This is a genomic window from Ruegeria sp. CF4 (assembly GCF_056537345.1).
In genome coordinates this window covers 71498-91947 of record NZ_JBQFRJ010000009.1, presented here as the reverse complement: position 1 = coordinate 91947, position 20450 = coordinate 71498, and the positions used below count along the sequence as shown (strand labels likewise).

Here is a 20450-nt window from a genome sequence, read left to right as displayed (position 1 = left end):
CCTCGATAGATTAGGTTTTGGTTTTGCGGCTGAGTACCGCGGACAGCAGGACAAGGATCGATGAGGCAGCGATCATCAGGCTGGATACGGCGTTGACCTCGGGCGTGATGCCGAGGCGCAGCATGGAATAAATGTGAACCGGCAAGGTGGTCGCCCCGGGCCCGGCAACCATGGCCGAGATGATGAAGTCATCCAGCGAGATGATGAAAGCAAGCAGCCAGCCCGAGATGATACCGGGCATGAGGATCGGCAATGTGATCCGGCGAAACGCCATCATGGGACGGGCAAAGAGATCGCGCGCCGCCTGTTCCAGCCCGGCATCCATTGACGCCAACCGCGCCCGGATCGGCAGATAGGCGAAGGGGATGCAAAAGACGATATGGGCCACGATCACCGTCATCAGCCCCAGCCGGAAACCGATTGTCGCGAAGAAGATCAGCGTGGCGATGGCCGTGACGATCTCGGGGACCATCAGGGGGAAGTTGATGATGCCATAGGCCACTTCCTTGCCACGAAACCGCAGGCGCACGGTGGCCACGGCCGCCGCGGTTGCCAGCACGGTCGCAACGCTCGATGCGATGACGGCCACGGTCAGTGAATTCAGAGCGGCATTCTGAATGCCTTCATTGGCAAAAACGGCTTTGTACCAACGCAGGGAAAACCCGTCGAGCTGGCTGATCGAGCGGCCCGAATTGAAGGAATAGAGGGTCAAAAATGCGATCGGAGCGTAGAGAAACACCACCGCAACAACCGCCATTGTGCCAAAGCCGGGCAGGTTGCGGATATCCTTGTCGCGTCGATCCAGAAGCGCCATTACACCACCTCCGCACCGGCTTTGGCCGCGCGACGGGCAGACCACATGAGCGCGATCAATGTCAGCGTCATCAGAACGGTTGAGAGTGCTGCCCCAAAGGGCCAGTTGCGCGATCCTTGAAATTGCTGGCCAATCAGGTTGCCAATCATGATGGTCTTGCCACCGCCCAGGATGTCCGGAGCCAGAAAGGCACCGATGCCGGGGATGAAGACCAGAAGGCTGCCCGCAACAACACCCGGGCGCAGGATGGGCAGAACCACGCCCACAAAGGCCTTCCATCGGTTGGCATGCAGGTCATAGGCAGCCTCGAGCAGGCTGAAGTCGAACCGTTCGATGGCGGCATAGAGGGGCAGGATCATGAAGGGCAGAAAGCTGTAGGCCAGCCCCACGCCAACGGCGAAGTTGTTGTATGACAGCGGCAACGGGCCAGCAGTCAGGCCAATAGCCTGCAAGCTGTCGTTGATCGGCCCTTCGTCGCGCAAAATCAGAAGCAAAGCGATGGTGCGCACCAGAAGGTTGACCCAGTAAGGCACCGTGACCAGCATCAACCAGAACGTTTTTTGCCGATCCGGGCGTGTGGCGATGAACCAGGCTGTCGGGATGCCGATGAGCAGACACAAAACTGTTGCCACACCCGCCTGCACCAGCGAGCGGACGAAAATGCGGATGTAGTCGGTAGAGAAACTGAGCGTGTCATCGAAAATATCGCGTTCGAACAACAGGCGGACATAGGCGTCGGTCGAGAATTCCCAGATTACACCGCCATATCGGGCGGGTTCCAGAAACGAATAGAGCGTGGTGATGCCGATCGGCACGATCATGAATACGGCAATGATCGCCAGTGTGGGTGACAAAAGCAGCGCCGCGAGTCTGTTTTGCCCCCGCGCCTTCATCGGGTCAAAACCCGCAGGGCACCAGGTTCGAAATCTGCATAGACCTGATCGCCGGGCTGGAAATCCAGTTGACCGCGCGCCCCGCCCCGCGGCATATGCGCGGTGACCAATTGGTCCTCGGCTTTCAGATGAAAGGCAACCGCGTTCCCCAGATAGGTGCGGTCGACCACCTGGAATGGGCCGATGCCTCCCGCGCCTGACGGGTTGAGCACCAGCTGTTCTGGCCGGATACATAGCGTCACCGCGTTTCCGCTTGCAAGCTGACCGGTCTCAGCATCGAGTTCCCCCAGATCTGAAACTCTGACGCGGCCTGTCGCGCTGACCCGAGCTTCCAGCAGGTTTGACCCCCCAATGAAATCTGCAACGAAACGATTGGCCGGAGTATCATAGATGTCCTCTGGCGTTCCCAATTGCTGAACGCGGCCATCGGCCAACACGGCAATACGGTCGCTCATGGCCAGGGCTTCTTCCTGATCATGGGTGACAAAGACAAAGGTGATACCTGTCTCGCGTTGTAGCGCCTTGAGCTCCAGCCGCATTTTCTGCCGCAGCTTCAGGTCCAGTGCAGACAGGGGTTCATCGAGCAACAGGATCTTGGGTTGCGGCGCCAGGGCGCGCGCCAGTGCCACACGCTGCCTTTGGCCACCAGACAGCTGGTCCGGCATTCTGTCCGCCATTGCATCCAGCCCGACTAGGCCGAGCATACGGTCGGTTACATCGGCAATTTCGGCCCGATCGCGCCCTAGCATTTCGAGGCTGAACCCGACATTGCGTCGTACATTGAGGTGAGGAAACAAGGCGTAATGCTGAAAGACAGTGTTGACCGGACGCGCTTCGGGCGGATGGCCAGCCATCTCCTGATCAAAGATCGAAATACTTCCTGTTGTGGATTGTTCGAAGCCACCGATCAGACGCAAGAGCGTCGTCTTGCCACAACCCGACGGACCGAGCAGCGTGAAAAACTCGTTCTCGTGAATTTCAAGCTCGATTCCATCCAAAGCGACATGAGGATCGCCCGCCGCATCAAAATACGTCTTGGAAACGTCCCACAATCGAGCCGCGGTCGAAGATTCGCTACCACAGCGCCCATTGCGATGATCCGTTTCTATCGACGATGTGGCGCCCACGTTTTCTCTCCACGCTTCGTTCTGGATGAGAAAGGGTGTCACTTAGATTCTGAGTTGCATATCACCTAGAGTGGGTATTGGCGGAGCCGGCTTTGCCGTGCGCAGCTGAGCAACGGAAATAACCTTGCTTGCCTGCATACCCTGTGAAATCGGCAGCAGAGGGCAAAACTGAGGACAAATTATTCTTTGATCTAATTCTAAAGCGGACTTTGAAGTATTCCGTATGAACGTCAACTTCGTCCGCATCCTGTGGTTCGCAGACGTCGAGATTTTGCATTTGCAGCGAATTGCAGGTTCCACGGGCCGCGCCGCAGCAGGTCGACCAGTTGGTGAATGTCCGGAATGGGCCGGAGCGTGGTGAGGCCATTGAATGAAGAAGCCCCGCGTAGTCTCTACGCGGGGCTCTCCAATCTCTGTTGTTTGACCTAGTTCCCAGCCGTCACCGACCCGATCGACCAGAACATCGTCTCGCCCGAGGCGTCGTCGACGCCGTCATTGTCGGTCATCACAAACGACTCACCCGAGGGCAGGATGGCCAGACCTTCGATCTTGTCCAGAACATAGCCGCCGGTCGAGGTCAGGTCGGGTAGCAGGTCGCGGACCTCTTGCTTGCTGACTACGGGCAGGGGGCCACCCAGCGGGGCTGGGGTCATTTCGGACAGCGGGATGCGGTAGACCTTCTTGGTCACGGCACGGTGGTCGTGCTGGTTGTCGCGCTCGATGACATAGACATGAGCACCGAAGGCCACGATTTCCGACAGGCCGACCCATCCGGTTTCGGGCTGTGCTTTGAGATAGTGCACGGCACCCCATTCCTTGTTCTCAAGGTTATAGGCCACCAGTTTCACATGGTTCTCAGGGTCGTCCTTCCATTCCCGCTGAACGGCCATCCACAAGGTGTCACCGACGCGGGTGATGCCTTCGAAGCCAAAGCGTTTTTCGACTGCCATCAGTTCCGGCGGCAGGCCGATTTCACCCTTGCGGTCTTTGATGAGGCCGTTCGCCGAGACATGATAGATCCCGTGCGGGATGACCCGGTCGGTGCGGCCTTCGGAGACGACGTAGAAGCCACCGTTGCCGTCCAGCGTGATGCCCTCAAGATCCAGCTTCTGCGCCGGGTTTCCGTCCTGACGGTGGATGCGGATCACGTCCACGATACGGGCGGGTTGCTGGCTGGGGTCGATCTTGAAGATCGAGGGCTGGAAGCCGTAGAAGCTGTCGTTGACCGCATAGATCATGCCGTCCTCATCCGCGACCAGACCGGACAGAGCTCCCCACCCAATCAGTTCATCTGCACCTTCCGAGGTCAGGTGAGGGTAAGCTGCGGGGGCATCCTGATACTCAAAAATGGACACATGCGCGCGGGGGCCACCATCTTCGATCAGGTCTTTTTCGTTGGCCGAGATCAGCAGGTTACGCTCGGGGATCGCCACATAGCCTTCCGGGCCAACACCCGAGGGCAGCAGTTGTTTCAGCACAGGGTGTGCCGGATCGGTGGCGTCATAGACCCCCACGACCGAGGCACGTTCGGCACCCACAAAGATCATCGGTGCGCCGCTGAAGATGGCCGCGGTCACGCTCTCGGGCTCGACCCCTTTGCTGTCCGAGCGTTTGTCGGGGTAGTGGCCGATCTGGATGATAGCTTTCTCGAAATCGGCGCCGTTTTCGTAAACAACGGTGCCGTCTTTGTGGAAGATCGTCCAACCGCGCGAGCCGCCCTTATAATCGCCTTCATTGGCGGTGGCGAAGTGGTTATCGTCGATCCATTTCACCGCGTCGGGTTCACGCAAGCGGCCCGGCTGGTTTTCGGTGAAGATCAGCGCACCGCGCTCATCGGTGGCGTCGATGCCTTCCAGATCCACGCTACCGGCCGAGAAATGGCTGATGACGGTGCCGTCCTTGCCAACAACAGCGATGTGGTTGTTTTCCTGCAGAGTGACGACGGTTTCGCCCAGAGCGTTTATGTCAACGAATTCAGGCTCGGGGTCGGTCGGGGCGACATCGGCCAAACCGGTCAGAGAGGCCATGGTCATACCCGAACAATCCAGCGCGCCATCTTTTAGCGGCACCAGCGCCAGCGACCCGGCGGGCAGCTGCGGGATGATACCGTCGTTCAGGTCTTCGTCCCGCTCATTCTCGATCGCGACGGCGACAAAGCTGGCATCGGGCGAGATGGCGACGCTGTCGGGCTGACCGCCCAGATCACAGGCACCGGTTTCGGCCTTGCCCGCGATATCGACTGAAATCAGCTTGCCCGATGGCGCGGTATAGCTTTCTGAAGTGTTGACACCCACAAAGGCGGTCGCGCCAACGATCCCGACCGAGGTCGGCTCGCCACTCACCTCCATCGCACCCAAAGGAGCCGGGTTCGCAGGATCGGTAATGTCGACCATGCCGATCACGCCCAGCGGGCTATCGGTGTAAACCAGTGTCATGCCATCTGCGGTTGCCGCGATGATCTCGGGCGAGGTTTCGCGTGCGGTGTCCGCGCCCTCGGCCATGTTCTTGACGACGGGGAAAGACGCAATTCGGTTAAAATTCATTTCTGCCACGGCCTGACCGGCTGTCAGGGCAAGGGCAGATGTCAGGCAGGCAAAGCGCAATGACATCGTTTGGTATCCTCTCTCACTTGATGAGAGTGGCATGGCCGCGATTCATTGCGGTTTTGTGACGGTTCGGATTCAATTTGATGACAACCGCAGAAAGGTAGATCACCGCCGTATACGTTAGCCAATTCAAACCCCACCAGATCTAAGGCTGTGTCGCAAGAGCGGGTTTTTTGGGACCATATTCTGTCCGGGATAACTGCGATTTAGCGCTCGTAGCCAATGTCGTGTTTGACGCGCCGTGCCACAGCATCGGAGCGAATTCCAATGACCGCTACGGGCCGAGTAGTTCACGGAAAAAGTGGTAGGGACCCATACTGCGGGGCTTCCGAGGTCTGCTAGTTGCCCTTGAGTACTTCACCAATCAAATGGTTCATAACCTCCTTGTAGACCTCTGGATCGCCCCCATAGGCGATCTCAAGAGCGGCGCGATCAAACGCGGCCGACAACAGGTTAGTCAAAGCATTGATCTGTTTTGGTGAATGCTCAGGAAGAGCCCGCGAAAGCCCTTCACGAAGTTCTTCTGTTCCATTGGCCCGAGTCAATGCGACAGCGGTGCTGTGCCCTAATACCGCTGGGGCCTCTTCCATCAGGAGGCGCACTCGACCTGGAACCAACATCGCATCAAAAAAGGCATTCGATCCTGTCACCATGGCCTGTTCGGGATCGGCCACATTGCGCGTTTTCTGGTCAATATGGTGTGAGATTGCTTTGGCCTCCTCTTCTGCGACGGCGCGGAAAAGGTCAGCCTTGTCCTTGAAATGATGATACAGCGCGCCGCGGGTTACGCTGGCCCTACGCACGATGTCTGGGGTTGCAGTATCGGCAAATCCCGAATTCACAAACAGTTCTCGGGCAGCTTCTACGAGTTTGGCACGCGTTTCGGCGCGTCGGTCTGCCTGGCTGCGTCGGGCGGGTTTTTCTGTGGGCAAATCTAACGGCTCCGAATATCACTACAAGCACCTTACATACATCTTGCATGTATTTGCAAATCTATGATACATACAAAGTGCATGTAAGTTAGGGAGATCAAAAATGCGTGTCACTCAATATTACCCGGTCATTCAGTCTGAAACGGTTTCTGAGACAGCAGAGTTCTACAAACGTCACTTTGGCTTCCGCGCTGCGTTCCAGGCGGATTGGTATGTGCATCTACAAAGTGAAGTGGATTCGTCGGTCAATCTCGCGATCGTCCAGTCGGACCACGAGACGATCCCGGAGGTTTCCCGCGGTGCGTCTAAGGGCATGATCCTCAACTTTGAAGTCGAGGATGTCGACAAAGTGGATGAACGACTTCGGTCAGAAGGAGTTCCGGTGGCAAAGTCACTTGTGAGCGAGCCGTTTGGCCAACGCCATGCGATTTATCGTGATCCGAACGGGGTACTGATTGATGTCATCACTCAGATCCCACCCTCAGAGGAATTCCTGTCTCAATATGCAGCCGACGCGGTACCGTCGTAATTCAGGGTGCCGGATGGCCAGGTTGGTTCGAAGCAGTTGGATCGATTTGCCCGCGTGTAAAGGGACCAATTCTGGACAGATCAGTGGCCCTCGCCGAGCTGGCCACCTTTGGTACTGGGGCGGCCTTGTTACCTGTGCCCATGTTCGAACGCTACATCGAACACGGTCGCCTGATACAACCCTTCAGTGAAGCCGTTAACGCTGGTAAATATTGCTTCGCCTAGCCTTCGGATCGCCCCGCAACGGATGATATGGGTAAATTTGCAGAATGGCTGACCGCCAACGGAGCCACTGAATTAATTGACTTCACGGACCAGAACCGCGCAAATTGATCTGCATCAATATTTGGACCGCAAACGAGAGTTATGGCGAACCGAAGCAGTTTGGATGAAGTCGCGGTGACAAAAGAAAAAGTTGGCCGAATTGTCTGGCACGATCTTTTCACGCCTGATGTGGAAACTTCCAGGTCATTTTACGAAAGCGTGGCAGGTTGGAGCTATATTGTCGAACACGCCACAGATTTCGCATGGGGCGGCGGCCATAGAGATTTTGTCCTCGCCACTCTCGATGAAGAGGCAGGGGCCGGGATTGTTTCTCAAAATCTGGTGCTCTTTGAAGGGTGGATCCCTTATGTTGAAGTCGAAGACGTAGATCAGGCCGCCAAACTCGCCGTCAAGCTTGAAGGATCAGTAGTGAAACCTCCCTTTGAAGTTCCTGGGGTTGGTCGGAACTGCCTCTTACGTGATCCGCTTGGCGCATTCTTCGGTGTATCAGTTTCGCGGCACGAATACCCTGCCCCCGCTCGTCAGTTTACGCATGAACACTACCTATCCCGTAGCGGCGTATTCCCGGACAACTTCTACCACCAAATGTGCGGATGGAATCTCTCACCTGCTAGAAACGTACCTTCGTCACAGAGACCAATTAGTCTAAAAGACGAAGTGTTGGCGATATGTGCAGCGGAACCTGCAGTTCCCAACAATAACGTGGCGTGGGTGCCGAGTGTTCGCGTCGACTTTCTCGAAAACGCGCTGAGCAAGATCAACTCAGGCCCAGGTTCCGTGCTTGCTCGTCATCAGAATAATAAAAACACTTTTGAGAATGGTCTGGTATGCGATGCAACTGGGGCATTGTGCTGTGTCGTCCAGAATTGATGCTCGGTCGCAAGGTTCGCAGTCTATTGTTTATAACGGCATCCTCAAGTGGGTCAAAAATCTCAAATCTGACTATAGTACAAGCGTAACGCAATTCCACTTTGCCCCGTTAGAGATAATACATTTAGCGCCAGTTTTCACAATCGCAGCGAAGGCAGGAAAGCGCGCTGCTAGCGAAGTGTGCGAGAACCATACTTGAGGTTCGGGTCGGGGCGATTGCACTTGATAGTTGTTAGAATTGTGAGCACGCAACATCCTGATGCGAAACGGCATTGTTTGGCCTTGAAAACAAGGACCGGCTATTCCAGAAATCCGTCGATGGTCGAGGCGACGTCAACGGCGGTTTTCACATCAGACATGCTGGTGTTCTCAAAGGCGCTGCCGCTTTCGACACTTGGCCTGAGCCTCTCATAAATGGACAGGATGTCTTCTTCCAGTTTGGCCGGCTTTTCTTCCGACCAACCGGCTTTGGTCTTGGCGATGTCCGTTGCGAGTTTCATCAGATCAAGGCGCTGTGGCAAAGTTAGCATTGGTCGTTTCCGGGTCTGGTTGTGATGTCAGGACCAACCTACGCGCAGAGGTGGAAAGGGCAGAGTGAGTCACCGTTAAATCCCTGACGGCCGAACCTCAGTCCAACGCCCCGGTTGTGCGCAGCGCTTCGGTCATTTTCTGTGAGATGTCAGATGGCACATGCCAGATCGCGTAGAGCGTCTGGATAAAACGGTCAACATCGGGAATGTTGGTCTTCAGGGCCAACAGGGTTGAATCCAGGTCGGCGTCCGGTTCCGTGTATGGGATGCACATAAGCTCAAGCACTTCAGAACCATTCCACATGCCACCACCGACTTTGCGCGCCGCTGAACGCGCGCCGCTGTAATCATCTTTCATGAAACAGATCAGGAACGTGCTTGCGTGGTACCAGCCGGGCGGGTTGGGGCTCAGCTCGATCGCGCGGGCGCTCAGTCTCGCGGCCTGTTCAAGATCGCCGCGCAACGCAAAGCAGGCCGCCAGATCGGCCAACATGTCTGGATAATTCGGATTGGCCCGCAATGCTTTATCAGCCGCGTCTTCAAAGCTTTCGAACTCTCCACGATGAAAATGGGTCAAAAACAATGCGTGCTGGCCGGTTGCGTTCAGCGGATCCAGAGCGACCGACCGCTGTGCGGCCTCCAGCGCGCGATCAAAGGGCGGGGGGGACTTGCGAAAATTGAACCCGCCGCGCAGTTCGTCGCCGTAGACAATCGCGAGCATCCCCCAGGCGCCGGCATATTCGGGATCAATCTCAACGGCGCGCTCCAGCAGGTCGCGGACCTTCTTGTGTTTTTTAACCGTGGGTTCACGCCAGTATTCGGTGGCCAGCAACCTGCACTGATAGGCATCCAGCGTGTGCGTCTGTGCCCTGCGCTGCACTGCACCTGTTCGATGGATCACTCCGTGGGGTTCCGCGATTTCCGTGGCGATCCGGGCGGCGATATCGTCCTGAATTTCAAATAGGCTGTCCGCGCTCAGGTCGCGGTCATAAGTGTCCGCGGAAACCTGTTGGCCGGTTTCCGCGTCAATAAGCTGGGCGGTGACGCGCAGCTTGTTGTCCCAATGTCGCACGCTGCCTTCGACCAGATATTGGACGTCGAGTTCGCTTCCGACCGCGCGCGGATCGCGGCCGCGGCCGCGAAAGCGAAAGGTGACGTGCCGGGACAGCACGCTCACCTCGCGAAACCGGGCGATGGCCGAGATGATTTCCTCGGTAAACCCATCGGCCAGATATTCCTGCGACGGGTCTCCGCTCAAGTTGTCAAAGGGCATCACGGCCACCGCGACCCGTCCGGTTGGCGCCGGGGGCGTTTCGGCATCGGTCCGGCGTTCGGGGTCAAACGCGATCTCAAAAACCGGGGCGTAGGACCCCTTGGGAATATGTATTCGAACCGGGTCCTCGCGCCCTTCCTGAGCGTAATAGAGATCCAGCCGGCTGCGCATTTTATTGGCCTGAACCCGAACGATCGTGTCGATGGTGGGGTCGAAATCCTCGGGCTTGTCGAAAACGTCAATGCCGATTGCATAGCCTTTCAGCGTCTCGGACCGACCCGCCAGCGCTTCGCCGACAATATGCGACAGAAAGCGGTTCAGGCGCGTGGTATCCGCGAAATGCGGACTGACGAGGACGCGCTTCAACTGTTCCTGAATGGCGCGCGGATCTATGGCAGAGCTTACTTCGGCAAGCATGTTTCCCTCCGTCGCTCAACTTTGTCCGATGACGGGCCTCGTCACAAGACAGCCCGGCGGTTTAACCGTGACTCACTCGGACGCCTGCCGGGGATTTGCGAGGGTCCGGGTCATGGCGCTCAAACGGGCCCAGCAAAAATATGACCCATGAAAGGACTGAACCATGACAACATTTTCCGAATTCGTACAGAAAGCCAAAGACGACTATACCCGTGTTGAGGACGAGCTGAAATCGTTCGAACAGAAGGTCAAGGACGCGGGCAACGCGACCGACAAGTGGACCCAGGAACAGGTGACAAAGCTGCAATCCGACCTGCAGGAAGCAAAAGACAAGGTCACCGACCTTGCCGACCGCATCCAGAAAGAAGGTGAGGACGCCGTGACGGACGCACATGATCAGGCAAAGAACCATTGGGAGGCCCTGCACGCCGCCGTTGCCGCCTATCGCGACCACCTCGACAAATCGGTCGCCTGACCATGATCCCGGAGGTCGACATGACTGATTCAGTTAACGAAACCTTACCGAAACCCGCGCTCATGGAAGAGGCCGCCGGTTGGCAGCCTCAACCGTTCTGGCTGATCGTGCTTGGCGTCGCCATGCTCTGCGTTGGGCTGTGCGCCGTAACCTTCCCACTGATGTCCACGCTTGCCGTCGAAGCCTTTGTCGGCGTGGCCCTGCTGGGCGGGGGCATCGTCACAGCGATTCAGGCATTTGCGGAAAAGGCGTGGAAAGGGTTCTTCTGGCTGTTGGCCATCGGTGTTCTGAACGTACTTGCAGGGCTTGTCTTGTTGCTTGATCCGTTCGGCGGCGTTCTGGCACTGACCCTTGCGCTTGGCGCGGTTTTTCTGGCCGAAGGTGTGTTGCGGATCGTAATTGCCATTCGGTCGGGTCAGGAGCGGCCCATGGCGCTGATGATTGCGTCCGGCGCGATGGCCATCCTGCTTGGCGGCCTGATCCTGTCCGGTATCGTCAATGGCACGTCCCTTGTTCTGCTGGGGGTTCTTGCCGGCCTGAACCTGATATTCGCCGGTGTATCCCTGATATCTTTGGGGCTGGCGCAGCGGTCCTTGGCGCATGGGGGGCCGCAAACTTAAGCGCGCCCTGGCGAACCCGGAATGGCAGGGGCATCTGATGCTCCTGCTTTCCGTTTTCACTGCGCCGCTATATTCCTTGCCCGGCGCTCACCGCCCGGGTGTCTTCAAACAGCCAGACCATGCGGTCCAGAAACCACAGCTTGCCACCCATAACCAGCAGCAACCCCAGAAGCGTCGGCCAGATTTGAAGCTGCCAAAGCCCCCAGACCAAGGGGCCGATACCGACCGCGCTGACTGCGGCCAGAACAAGAGGCATCTGGTGGTGCCTTGCAGGGATCGGCGATTTCGCGCGCGCAAGCCAGATCCGTTCCCCAAGTACACCTTTGGACATCCAGTTATCCGGATTGGCCGTTTTGCGGAAGGCGCGCGGGTTCCACCATGTCCAGAAGACAACAATTCCGATTGGAACAAGGCACCACCAGCCCAGCCAAACCCGGCTCCAGACGGCCAGAACGAACAGGGGCGGGATGCTCAGACGGCTCCAGCCGCTCCACGGGTTGGTGTGTCGGTCCCAGACGACGTCGGACATCGTCATGAGCTGTGCCAGAATGCTGCGATCGGTCATCGAACCCTCTTCCGAAGCTGGATCGCAATTATGGCCGCTTCTGCCCGTGTCGGCCAGAGCGGCAGGCAACGCGCGCCACCCTGACCATGCGCGTCAAAGACCCGAGATATCCACATACACCCGGTAATCCGCGATCCTGTCCTCGCGAAAGTTGAACCGTGCAGCAAAGCGCACGTCGTGTGTGCTTTGGTCCTTGCGCGTGTAGTGAACGGTGCCGTCGCAGAACGCGGTATCGCCGCTGGACCAGATGCCGGTGATGGTATGTTGCATACCCTGGATCGTGGCAAAGAATTCCGCGTTCGCGGCTTGCACGGCTATGCGCCCGTCAATCTGTTCGAAATTGCCAAGCTGGAACTGCACGTCTTCGGTGACATGCTCGACAACGCCGGCTTCGTCGAGCGCGTCAACCGCTGAATAAAGGGACGCGATCCGGGGCGCGTGAGCCGCTGTGGTGGGGGCCGTGATTTGCATGTTTTGGTTTCCTTTTCGGTTTGAAAGTTATCGGTGGGTCTAAGTCTGGTTGGCCTGTGACCGTCGGTGCAGGACCGGCGGGAGTTTCAGGTGGCCGTTGGTGACGGCTAGCCCAAGGAACAGGATTGCGAGGGACCCAAGCAGTCCGAGGCCAAGAGGTTCCCGAAAGACAATTGCCCCGATTGCGATGCCGGAAAGCGTGGCAAAATAGCCGACCTGCGCGAACCCAACGCCATCCGTGCGCCGCTGTACTTCGAAGGTCAGCGCATAGCAGAGCGCGGTGATGGATCCGATGCCGAAGATTGCGCCAAGCAGGGCAGGGGGCACCGAGACGTCGCTGATTGTGCTGCCGCGTCCCAGTAACAGGGCGGAAATCAGCAACAGCTGTGACAGAAGCGTTCCGGTCGCCAGCCCCAACGGATCGCCGCCGGGCGGGTAGGCATAGCTGCGAAAGACGTTGCCGCAGGCCAGAAACAAGGGCCCCAAAAGCGACAGGGCAATCCACGCCGGCTCGACACCCGACAGGTCAAATCCACCCATGGTGGCAAGGCTGACCCCTGCAAGGCCGATCAGAATACCAATCAGGCGGTGCAACGGCAGCATCCTGCGCGCGATCAGTGCCGTTATCGCAAAGGTAAACAGCGGTGACAGCGTGACGAGGGCGGAATAGAACCCAAGGCTTACGTGCTCTAGCACCAGAAACCCGATCACAGCGGGGCCGCTGACACCGAAAACTCCGGCACCGACATAATAGGGGATGTGCCGCGTGTCGAGCGCCACGCGCTTCTTCGGCAGCAAACACAACGCCAACAGCGCGATGCTGGCCAGAAAAACCTGCCAGAACAAAGCGGTCAGAGCAGATATTCCCGCCATCGAGACGAATTTGGACAAAGTGAAACTGACCCCCACCAGGACGCCGATGGCCATGATCAGCGCTGAAACACCGGATCTTCTGACTATATCAGGCATCACGCGGCCCCCATTTCCGGCATATTGGTCGAGCGTAGGGAAGCCGGGCCGATTGGCACAATTCCGCTGGGGTTGATGTGTCGATGGCTGAGAAAGTAATGCTGACGGATATGGGCCATGTCCACAGTGTCGGCCACGCCTGGCAACCCCATGACGTCGGCCAGATAGCGGGGCAGGGCGACATAGTCGCTGATGCGTTTGTAGTCGGTCTTGAAGTGGGTCACATAGACCGGGTCAAACCGCAGAAGTGCCGGAAACAGCTTCAGATCAACCTCTGTCAGCACGTCACCAGCCAGAAACCGGCGTTGGCCAAGCGTTTCTTCAATCGTGTCGAGACAGGCAAAGAGCGCCGTTACGGCCTCGCCATACGCGATCTGGCTGGTGGCAAACCCAGCGCGATAGACGCCTTCGCGGATCGGTGACTGAATTTGTTCGGCGATCCGGTCGATTTCGTCGCAAAGATGGGACGGGCGAAGATCGGGTCCCGCGGTATCGGGAAACGCCGTCTGAAGCATGCTCATGATCTCGGTCGATTCGGTGCTGACGATCCGGCCCGTCACCTTGTCCATCAGCACAGGCACGCTGATCGGACCCGTGTAATCCGGCTTGGCACTCTGATAGACATCGTAAAGGAAGCGGGTGCGTTTTACACCGCTTTGGTCGTCGAATAGCGTCTGGTCGATGACCCAGCCGTTTTCCGACATGACCGGGTCCATCCATGTGATGCTGAACGCATTGCGTAAGCCTTTCAAAGTTAGAATCAGATCGACGCCATGACACCAGGGGCAGGCTTTGGACAGGTGAAGGTGGTACCGGCCGGGCGTGTTCGGAAACGGGGCGCCCGGTTGCACGCTGATGTGGCTCGTGAATGGGCTTTGCAGGCGGTGAAAACGACCGTCCGAGGCGAGCGGTCTGTCACGCAGAACTCCGTTGATAAGCATCTTGGGCATGTCAGCCTCCGGCGTTAACAGGACATGCAGATAACTATTAGGCTTTCTATTTGATGATAATCGTGTGAATTTGAAACTTATAGGTGAGAATAATTCGCCCAAAGGATCGCAAAACATGACTGAAATTGGCGCTATCCCCGTTTTTGTTGCTGTGGCGGACTATGGCGGGTTCGCAGCCGCCGCCCGGCATCTGGGTCTTACAAAATCAGCGGTCAGCAAGCGGATCGGCGTGCTGGAGGCCCATCTGGGAACGCAGCTCTTTCATCGGTCGACGCGGTCCATTTCCCTTACCGAGGCGGGTGAAATCTATCTGGCCCACGCGGCGCAGGCGCTTGACGCAGCGCAGGACGGCGAAGACGCAGTTGCGGCGTTGCAGGGGCAACCGGTTGGATTACTAAGGCTCAGTACACCCATGTCCTTTGGACAACTGCATGTTGCGCCTATGATTGCTGCATTCCTCAGGCAATATCCGGGGATCAGAATTGACCTGACGATGGATGACAAATTTGTCGATCTCGTCGAAGGGGGCATCGACGTGGCCTTACGCGCCGGAACGTTGCCGAACTCGGCCCTGATCGCACGCAAACTCGCCCCGATCCACAGCGTGATTGTCGCTGCGCCGGACTATCTTGCGCAGTCCGGAACGCCAGAAACACCTGAGGATCTTCTGGCGCATTCCTGCCTTCACTACGCCTATTCGCGCGACCCTTCGGAATGGCGCTTAGCCGGGCCCGCGGGTGACATGCGCGTTCAGACATCTGGTGTTCTGCGCGTGAACAACAGTGAAGCCCTGTGCACCGTGCTGCTTGACGGTCTTGGTATCGGTCGCCTGCCGACCTTTGTTGCCGGAGCCCACTTGACCAGTGGCCGTCTGGTCAGGGTGCTGCCCGAATATCGCCTACCTGAACAGGCGCTGTACGCAGTCTTCCCTGAACGAAAGCACATGCCAGCGAAAGTTCGCGCGTTTTTGGATTTCGTCGTGGAACGCATCGGGCACGACGCACCCTATTGGGATTTGGATGCAGGTCCGCTTTAGGGGCAAGGGCCGATGATACTCTAACATTAAACCTGGACCGACCAAGAACACCCAAAGTGCGGGGCAGTCCTGCAATGTCTTCTTCGGGGAATGCTGTAGTGCAGAGTCGGACATTCTTGAACGGCTGGATTGGACCGTCTCATCGAAGCGAGACTTTTCTGGTCGCTGCACGCTGCGCTTGCCCTAAAGCGCAGAGTGAGCCCAGTTCGACCGATGCTGCAATGCGCAGGAATGTCTGGTCACAGATTTTGCATGGACGATGTTGATTGAGCGTTTTGCATGGTTGGATCTTAGGCAGCCCTGGAGTTGTTTGTTCTCGGACATTGCAGAACTAAAAACCATCAATAGAAAGCACAGCGACTCCGACGAAATCGGGGGAAACACAGTCCCACGCGGCACAAGCGAAATACTTAAAATATTGATTACTATGATAAAAAAATGCCCCCAGACTTGGAGGCGAGAGTAAAAGGAGTAGCGATTATTAGGGAGCGTTATTGTGGATTTACAACCAAAGTGCCTGACTTCATGGCGTCGATCAGATTGTTGACTTCATCCACAACGTCCACCGGGATATCTGAATGGAACGACCCGATCCGCATGGCCAATTCATTGCCCATATCCGCCCGGTAGAGTGCACCTTCCAGTTTTCCAGCAGCTGCCAGTTCCAGGTAGGACCGCATGTTGCCTCGGACATCCAAGATTGCGGACTGTAGGATTTCCGGCCATTCGTTGATCGCATCACGATAGATGCCGATACCATAGACACCTTTTTCCTGAACGGCCTGCATGGAGCCCAGCGTCGCGCTGTCCATTGTCGGCCAGACGACATCGGCGCCTTGGGAAATTTGGTTCAAGGCAGCTTCTTTGCCCTTGGCGATGTCATCCCAGTCACCGGTCCAGGTAACCAGAACTCTGACGTCCGGATTGGCCGCTTTGGCACCCGCTTCATAGCCAGCAACCGTGTCGGTCGTGAACTTGAACTGCTGCGCCGCGATGATGCCGATGGTGCCTGTGTCTGACATGGAGCCTGCAACGTAGCCCATCAGATAAGCGATTTGGCTGAAATAGAAATCCGCGTTGGCAATGTTGTCTTTGGTGCCCAGTCCGTTGTTCACCATGAACATGGTTTCCGGGAAGCGTGCAGCGACACGTTCCACGGCGTCCTGGAATTCTCCGCCGTGACCGATCACAAGGTCATACCCCCGGCGTGCGTAGTCGCTCAGGACTTCGATTTGTTCGGGCTGATGCACGCTTTCGGAAAAAGCGGCTTCAAAGCCGAGCGCTTCACCTGCCTTGGTGAGACCTTCGAATCCGGCTTGGTTCCAGCCATTGTCAGAAATCGATCCGGGCATAACGATCGCGGCGCGTTCGATCCCGTCAGCAGTCGCAGACCCTGCCAACATCAGTGCCGCAAGCCCCGCCAATAGTTTGGACTTCAATTGCATTGTTGTTCTCCCATACTGGATATGTGTTGTCAGGGTGACGGGAGGATCGCGACGTGAAAAACGATGGTTTCTCACGTCACGGCTGAGATTTATCGATGCTCTCGGTCGTAAGGCAGTCCGACGCTTGCAGGTGCGCTGGCTTTGGCTCCGAGGACCACGAGTGCGATAAGCGATGCCAGGTAAGGCAAGATCAGGAAGAGCTGATAGGGAATCTCTGGCGAGGTGAATTGCAGTTTGAATTGCACCGCATCACAGAAGCCGAAGAAAAGCGCAGCGCAGATCGCGCCGATGGGCGACCAACGTCCCAGGATGATTGCCGCAAGCGCAATGAAGCCTTTGCCCGCGCTCATGCCCTCCGCAAACACATAGACTTGCGACAAGACCAGATGCACTCCGGCAAGCGCCGCGAGGGCTCCACTAGCTGCAATCGCGAGATATTGCATGCGAAAGACAGGAACCCCGGCCAAGTCCGCGGCCTTCGGGTTTTCGCCAACGGCGCGCAGGTCCAGACCCTTGTGGGATTTCATCAGCCAGAACCAGGCTGCTATTGCCAACCCGATCAATAGGTAGAACAGCGGATCCTGGGAAAACAGGGACGGGCCAACGACGGGAAGATCTGACAAGAAGGGAAAATAGATCTGCGAGAATCCGTTTACTCGCGCCCCTCCGGCCTGAGCACCAAATATCTGACGGGACAGAAATGCTGTGAGTCCGGCCAGCAGCAGGTTGAGCGCGATACCACCAACCAGCTGGTTGATGCGCAGCCGGATCGACATATACCCAAGCAGCAGGCCAGAGATCAGGCCGCAAATTATCCCGCATCCGAACCCGATCACGGCGGAGCCCGTTGCGAAAGAACCAGCAGCAGCGCCAAGCGCTCCGGCTAGGATCTGACCTTCGAGGCCGATGTTGTACAGCCCGCCACGTTCCGCGATCACCCCGCCAAGGGCAGCAAAAGCAATTGGTGTACCCAATCGGGCGGTTCCGGCAAGGACGTCGCCCAGTAAAACAAGATCAATCATAGCTTATGCCTCTTTCTTCCGGCGTTGTGTTTGACTGCGCAGCCCCAGGTTTTTTGTCAGGAGTTTCAGAATGGATTTTGACGTGGTTCGCGGTGTCACGAGAGCGGCAGCGACAAAAACTACGACGAGCCCCTCGACCACTTCGATGACGGAACTGTCGACCCCGACGGCACGTTGCATCGTTCCCGCGCCGGCAGAAAGCCCGGCAAGGAACAGCGCGGTCAAAGGCGCGACAATTGGGTTAAGAGCCGCAAGGAAGGCGACGACAATTCCGTCATAGCCGTAGCCATCGCTAAACAGGTGGAACAGGCGGTACTTCAACCCGATCACCTCGATTGCGCCGGCCATGCCTGCAAGGCTGCCGCCAATCAACATGGCGCGGATGACGGTCTTTTTCTGGTCCACTCCGGCATAGGCCGCAGCGCGGGCATTGTGCCCGACAAGGTCCAGTTGGAAGCCCGATGGCGTGAAGCGCAGCCAGAAATACAAGATAACCGCCATGGCCAGCCCGAATACAAAGCCCACATGGGTATCAGATCGCGGCATCAGAATGGGCAGGCGATAGGCTTCTGAGACTTCCTCGGAATAAGGATATGGCGCGCCTTCGGCCAATAGCGGCCCAGCCACGGCGTAGCTGACGATGTGGATCGCAATGAAGTTCATCAGCAGCGTGACAATGACCTCATTCGTGCCCCGATAGGCTTTGAGATACGCAGGAATTGCCGCCCAAAACGCCCCACCGGCGGCGGCGGCGATAAATATCAGTGGCACGCCCAATAGACCGGTCAGATTGGGGATCGCCAAAGCGAAGACGGCGCCGAACAACCCACCAATATAAATCTGCCCCTCGCCACCGATATTGAACACACCGGCGCGCATCGGAATGATCACGGCCAGCCCGGCCAGAAGCATCGGCGAGGCTTTGACCAAAGTATTGGAGAAGCCCCAGTAATTCAGGAAAGATTCCAGAAACAGAACCTTATAGGCTTCAAACGGGTTGTGCCCGTCCAGCAGGATCAGCACGCCGCCAACGCTCAGCGCTGAAAGCAAAGCAATCGCAATCCGGCGTTGCATGGTAAACCTGTTCATTGTACCTCCTCCGGCGCTGCGGTCATCAAGAGCCCGATGTCTTGAAGAGTTGTGTTTTCTGGATCGACAACACCCGTGATCCGACCAAAAGCCATCACGGCGACGCGGTCAGAGATGTCGAGCACATGCTCAAGTTCAGTGGAGATATAGAGAACGCCCACGCCGCTTTGGGCGACAGCACGGATCTGGTTCTGAACAAATTCCGTTGCACCGACATCAAGCCCTTTAGTCGGCTGTACGACGACCAAGAGATTGCGCGCCCGGGCCACTTCACGGGCCAGAACGATTTTTTGTTGATTGCCGCCGGATAGAGCCGAGGCGTTCAGTTTCGGGTCTGGGGGCCTAATGTCAAAGGCCGCGACCACGTCGCTTGCGATCTCGTGCATCGCGCGCCGGGAAATCAGACCTCCAGACATGAACCTGTCATCACCAATGGATCGAAAAACAAGATTTTCTTCGACACTGAGTGAGAGGACTAGACCTTCGGCATGGCGGTCCTCGGGAACGAAGCCCATGCCATCCGCAATGCGCGAAGCGATGGAGGCGCTTGATATCTCCGCGCCATTAAGGTGAATGGCGCCGCTAGTTTGCCTTTTGAGGCCGGTGATCACCTCGCTCAACTCCGTCTGGCCATTGCCGTCGATCCCGGCGATTCCGAGAATTTCGCCAGCCTTCACGGAGAGGGTCAGATCCTGCAGGATTTCCGCGCCGCCTGGATCGATCAAGCAGACATCAGAGACAACCAGAGCGTCCGGTGCTGAGCTGGTGTCGTTGCGCGCCTTTTTGGCCTTGGGCGTCTCGACCGTTTCGCTGGTCGACTTTTCTCCCATCATAAGCGCTGACATCTGCGTCATGGGCGTGGTCGCAACCGGAAGAACTCCCTCGACACGCCCATGGCGCATTATCATGACGCGATCGGCAATTTCGCGGATTTCATCGAGCTTGTGGCTGATGAAAAAGACGAGGCAGCCGTTGGCAACTAGCTTGCGCACCCCTTTGAGAAACGGCGCGACTTCGGTCGGGGCAAGAACGCTGGTGGGTTCATCCAGGATCAGGATCGACACATCGCGAAACAGCGCCTTAAGGATCTCCACCCTTTGCTTCATGCCCACAGGCATTTCCGTGACGCGGATGTCGAAATCGACGTTAAAGTCAAAGTCGCTGCAAAGCTGCCGAATGCGCGCCCGCGCTTCGGCACCCCTTTTTGTGCTGGGCAAGCCGATCAGAATGTTCTCTTCGGCGTTCATCGCGCCGACCAGGCTGAAATGCTGGTGGATCATGCCGATCCCATACTCAATAGCTTTTGCTGGGCTGGTCACCGAAACACGTGTTCCGCTCAATTTGATTTCGCCGCTATCAGGCTGATACAGACCGATCAAAACGCTTGCGAACGTGGTTTTCCCCGCTCCGTTCTCGCCCAAAATCGCAATGCACTCGCCCTTCGACGCCAGCAGATTGACATTGTGCAATGCACGAACGGCGCCAAACGACTTGTCGATGCCGGTGACTTTCAAAAATGGATTCAAGACAACC

20 protein-coding genes are annotated in these 20450 nt (G+C 57.2%); 5 read left to right on the top strand and 15 right to left on the bottom strand.

What is annotated here, in order from left to right:
- Window positions 1-10: 10 nt before the first annotated feature.
- From ACR0NF_RS16875 to ACR0NF_RS16855, 5 genes are all read right to left on the bottom strand, one after another.
- Entirely contained in the window at window positions 11-814 is an 804-nt protein-coding gene (locus tag ACR0NF_RS16875; RefSeq protein ID WP_480667938.1) for an ABC transporter permease, read from the bottom strand.
- Complete coding sequence (locus tag ACR0NF_RS16870; protein ID WP_480667939.1) at window positions 814-1668, bottom strand: ABC transporter permease; 855 nt, start codon at window positions 1666-1668, stop codon at window positions 814-816. Before ACR0NF_RS16870 ends, ACR0NF_RS16875 begins: the two co-directional genes overlap by 1 nt.
- A gap of 35 nt (window positions 1669-1703) precedes the next feature.
- On the bottom strand, window positions 1704-2759 hold the full coding sequence (locus tag ACR0NF_RS16865) for an ABC transporter ATP-binding protein (protein WP_480667946.1): 1056 nt from the start codon (window positions 2757-2759) through the stop codon (window positions 1704-1706).
- A gap of 500 nt (window positions 2760-3259) precedes the next feature.
- A complete protein-coding gene (locus tag ACR0NF_RS16860; protein ID WP_480778647.1) occupies window positions 3260-5443 on the bottom strand; it encodes an esterase-like activity of phytase family protein in 2184 nt (727 codons plus the stop codon).
- A gap of 335 nt (window positions 5444-5778) precedes the next feature.
- Complete coding sequence (locus ACR0NF_RS16855) at window positions 5779-6372, bottom strand: TetR/AcrR family transcriptional regulator (protein WP_480778646.1); 594 nt, start codon at window positions 6370-6372, stop codon at window positions 5779-5781.
- A 103-nt stretch (window positions 6373-6475) separates the two neighbouring features.
- Here ACR0NF_RS16855 and ACR0NF_RS16850 point away from each other — a divergent pair, with 103 nt between their 5' ends.
- The gene (locus ACR0NF_RS16850) at window positions 6476-6901 is read left to right on the top strand and encodes a VOC family protein (protein ID WP_480667320.1); all 426 of its coding nucleotides are present in this window, start codon (window positions 6476-6478) and stop codon (window positions 6899-6901) included.
- Between the two features lie 383 nt (window positions 6902-7284).
- Window positions 7285-8055: a VOC family protein gene (locus ACR0NF_RS16845; RefSeq protein WP_480778645.1), complete on the top strand. Its 771-nt coding sequence runs from the start codon at window positions 7285-7287 to the stop codon at window positions 8053-8055.
- A 299-nt stretch (window positions 8056-8354) separates the two neighbouring features.
- Here the strand turns inward: ACR0NF_RS16845 and ACR0NF_RS16840 are convergent, their stop codons facing one another.
- Window positions 8355-8585, bottom strand: coding sequence for a hypothetical protein (locus ACR0NF_RS16840; RefSeq protein WP_170646575.1), 231 nt, complete (start codon window positions 8583-8585; stop codon window positions 8355-8357).
- Window positions 8586-8682: 97 nt separating this feature from the next.
- Window positions 8683-10275: a tetratricopeptide repeat protein gene (locus tag ACR0NF_RS16835; RefSeq protein WP_480778644.1), complete on the bottom strand. Its 1593-nt coding sequence runs from the start codon at window positions 10273-10275 to the stop codon at window positions 8683-8685.
- 163 nt (window positions 10276-10438) lie between these two features.
- On the opposite strand from ACR0NF_RS16835, the gene ACR0NF_RS16830 reads away from it, so the two are divergent.
- Both ACR0NF_RS16830 and ACR0NF_RS16825 read left to right on the top strand, forming a co-directional pair.
- Window positions 10439-10750 (top strand): hypothetical protein, encoded by a 312-nt coding sequence (locus ACR0NF_RS16830; protein WP_170637314.1) that lies wholly within the window; start codon window positions 10439-10441, stop codon window positions 10748-10750.
- A gap of 20 nt (window positions 10751-10770) precedes the next feature.
- Complete coding sequence (locus tag ACR0NF_RS16825; RefSeq protein ID WP_480778643.1) at window positions 10771-11370, top strand: HdeD family acid-resistance protein; 600 nt, start codon at window positions 10771-10773, stop codon at window positions 11368-11370.
- Between the two features lie 67 nt (window positions 11371-11437).
- Here ACR0NF_RS16825 and ACR0NF_RS16820 read toward each other — a convergent pair whose 3' ends face one another.
- From ACR0NF_RS16820 to ACR0NF_RS16805, 4 genes are all read right to left on the bottom strand, one after another.
- Window positions 11438-11935 carry a DUF6653 family protein gene (locus tag ACR0NF_RS16820; RefSeq protein ID WP_480667325.1) on the bottom strand — a complete coding sequence of 166 codons (498 nt, stop codon included), beginning with the start codon at window positions 11933-11935 and terminating at the stop codon, window positions 11438-11440.
- 93 nt (window positions 11936-12028) lie between these two features.
- Complete coding sequence (locus ACR0NF_RS16815; RefSeq protein WP_170623095.1) at window positions 12029-12406, bottom strand: nuclear transport factor 2 family protein; 378 nt, start codon at window positions 12404-12406, stop codon at window positions 12029-12031.
- 39 nt (window positions 12407-12445) lie between these two features.
- Window positions 12446-13375 (bottom strand): DMT family transporter, encoded by a 930-nt coding sequence (locus ACR0NF_RS16810; RefSeq protein ID WP_480778642.1) that lies wholly within the window; start codon window positions 13373-13375, stop codon window positions 12446-12448.
- Window positions 13375-14325 carry a glutathione S-transferase family protein gene (locus ACR0NF_RS16805; protein WP_480778641.1) on the bottom strand — a complete coding sequence of 317 codons (951 nt, stop codon included), beginning with the start codon at window positions 14323-14325 and terminating at the stop codon, window positions 13375-13377. The genes ACR0NF_RS16810 and ACR0NF_RS16805 overlap by 1 nt, the downstream gene beginning before the upstream one ends.
- 115 nt (window positions 14326-14440) lie before the next feature.
- On the opposite strand from ACR0NF_RS16805, the gene ACR0NF_RS16800 reads away from it, so the two are divergent.
- Window positions 14441-15361 (top strand): LysR family transcriptional regulator, encoded by a 921-nt coding sequence (locus ACR0NF_RS16800; protein WP_480778640.1) that lies wholly within the window; start codon window positions 14441-14443, stop codon window positions 15359-15361.
- Between the two features lie 491 nt (window positions 15362-15852).
- On the opposite strand, the gene ACR0NF_RS16795 is transcribed toward ACR0NF_RS16800, so the two are convergent.
- From ACR0NF_RS16795 to ACR0NF_RS16780, 4 genes are all read right to left on the bottom strand, one after another.
- Window positions 15853-16806, bottom strand: a complete 954-nt coding sequence (locus ACR0NF_RS16795) for a BMP family protein (RefSeq protein ID WP_480667330.1) — start codon at window positions 16804-16806, stop codon at window positions 15853-15855.
- A gap of 89 nt (window positions 16807-16895) precedes the next feature.
- Window positions 16896-17828: an ABC transporter permease gene (locus ACR0NF_RS16790; protein ID WP_480667331.1), complete on the bottom strand. Its 933-nt coding sequence runs from the start codon at window positions 17826-17828 to the stop codon at window positions 16896-16898.
- A gap of 3 nt (window positions 17829-17831) precedes the next feature.
- Window positions 17832-18917 (bottom strand): ABC transporter permease, encoded by a 1086-nt coding sequence (locus ACR0NF_RS16785; protein WP_480667332.1) that lies wholly within the window; start codon window positions 18915-18917, stop codon window positions 17832-17834.
- On the bottom strand, window positions 18914-20443 hold the full coding sequence (locus ACR0NF_RS16780) for an ABC transporter ATP-binding protein (protein ID WP_480778639.1): 1530 nt from the start codon (window positions 20441-20443) through the stop codon (window positions 18914-18916). The genes ACR0NF_RS16785 and ACR0NF_RS16780 overlap by 4 nt, the downstream gene beginning before the upstream one ends.
- Window positions 20444-20450: the final 7 nt, after the last annotated feature.

What these genes read in the sequence shown, in the direction of transcription:
- ACR0NF_RS16805 (WP_480778641.1), bottom strand. Translation starts at nt 14,325, where the DNA reads ATGCCCAAGATGCTTATCAACGGAGTTCTGCGTGACAGACCGCTCGCC.
- ACR0NF_RS16810 (WP_480778642.1), bottom strand. Translation starts at nt 13,375, where the DNA reads ATGCCTGATATAGTCAGAAGATCCGGTGTTTCAGCGCTGATCATGGCC.
- ACR0NF_RS16830 (WP_170637314.1), top strand. Translation starts at nt 10,439, where the DNA reads ATGACAACATTTTCCGAATTCGTACAGAAAGCCAAAGACGACTATACC.
- ACR0NF_RS16795 (WP_480667330.1), bottom strand. Translation starts at nt 16,806, where the DNA reads ATGCAATTGAAGTCCAAACTATTGGCGGGGCTTGCGGCACTGATGTTG.
- ACR0NF_RS16825 (WP_480778643.1), top strand. Translation starts at nt 10,771, where the DNA reads ATGACTGATTCAGTTAACGAAACCTTACCGAAACCCGCGCTCATGGAA.
- ACR0NF_RS16820 (WP_480667325.1), bottom strand. Translation starts at nt 11,935, where the DNA reads ATGACCGATCGCAGCATTCTGGCACAGCTCATGACGATGTCCGACGTC.
- ACR0NF_RS16815 (WP_170623095.1), bottom strand. Translation starts at nt 12,406, where the DNA reads ATGCAAATCACGGCCCCCACCACAGCGGCTCACGCGCCCCGGATCGCG.
- ACR0NF_RS16785 (WP_480667332.1), bottom strand. Translation starts at nt 18,917, where the DNA reads ATGAACAGGTTTACCATGCAACGCCGGATTGCGATTGCTTTGCTTTCA.
- ACR0NF_RS16790 (WP_480667331.1), bottom strand. Translation starts at nt 17,828, where the DNA reads ATGATTGATCTTGTTTTACTGGGCGACGTCCTTGCCGGAACCGCCCGA.
- ACR0NF_RS16835 (WP_480778644.1), bottom strand. Translation starts at nt 10,275, where the DNA reads ATGCTTGCCGAAGTAAGCTCTGCCATAGATCCGCGCGCCATTCAGGAA.
- ACR0NF_RS16800 (WP_480778640.1), top strand. Translation starts at nt 14,441, where the DNA reads ATGACTGAAATTGGCGCTATCCCCGTTTTTGTTGCTGTGGCGGACTAT.
- ACR0NF_RS16875 (WP_480667938.1), bottom strand. Translation starts at nt 814, where the DNA reads ATGGCGCTTCTGGATCGACGCGACAAGGATATCCGCAACCTGCCCGGC.
- ACR0NF_RS16860 (WP_480778647.1), bottom strand. Translation starts at nt 5,443, where the DNA reads ATGTCATTGCGCTTTGCCTGCCTGACATCTGCCCTTGCCCTGACAGCC.
- ACR0NF_RS16840 (WP_170646575.1), bottom strand. Translation starts at nt 8,585, where the DNA reads ATGCTAACTTTGCCACAGCGCCTTGATCTGATGAAACTCGCAACGGAC.
- ACR0NF_RS16850 (WP_480667320.1), top strand. Translation starts at nt 6,476, where the DNA reads ATGCGTGTCACTCAATATTACCCGGTCATTCAGTCTGAAACGGTTTCT.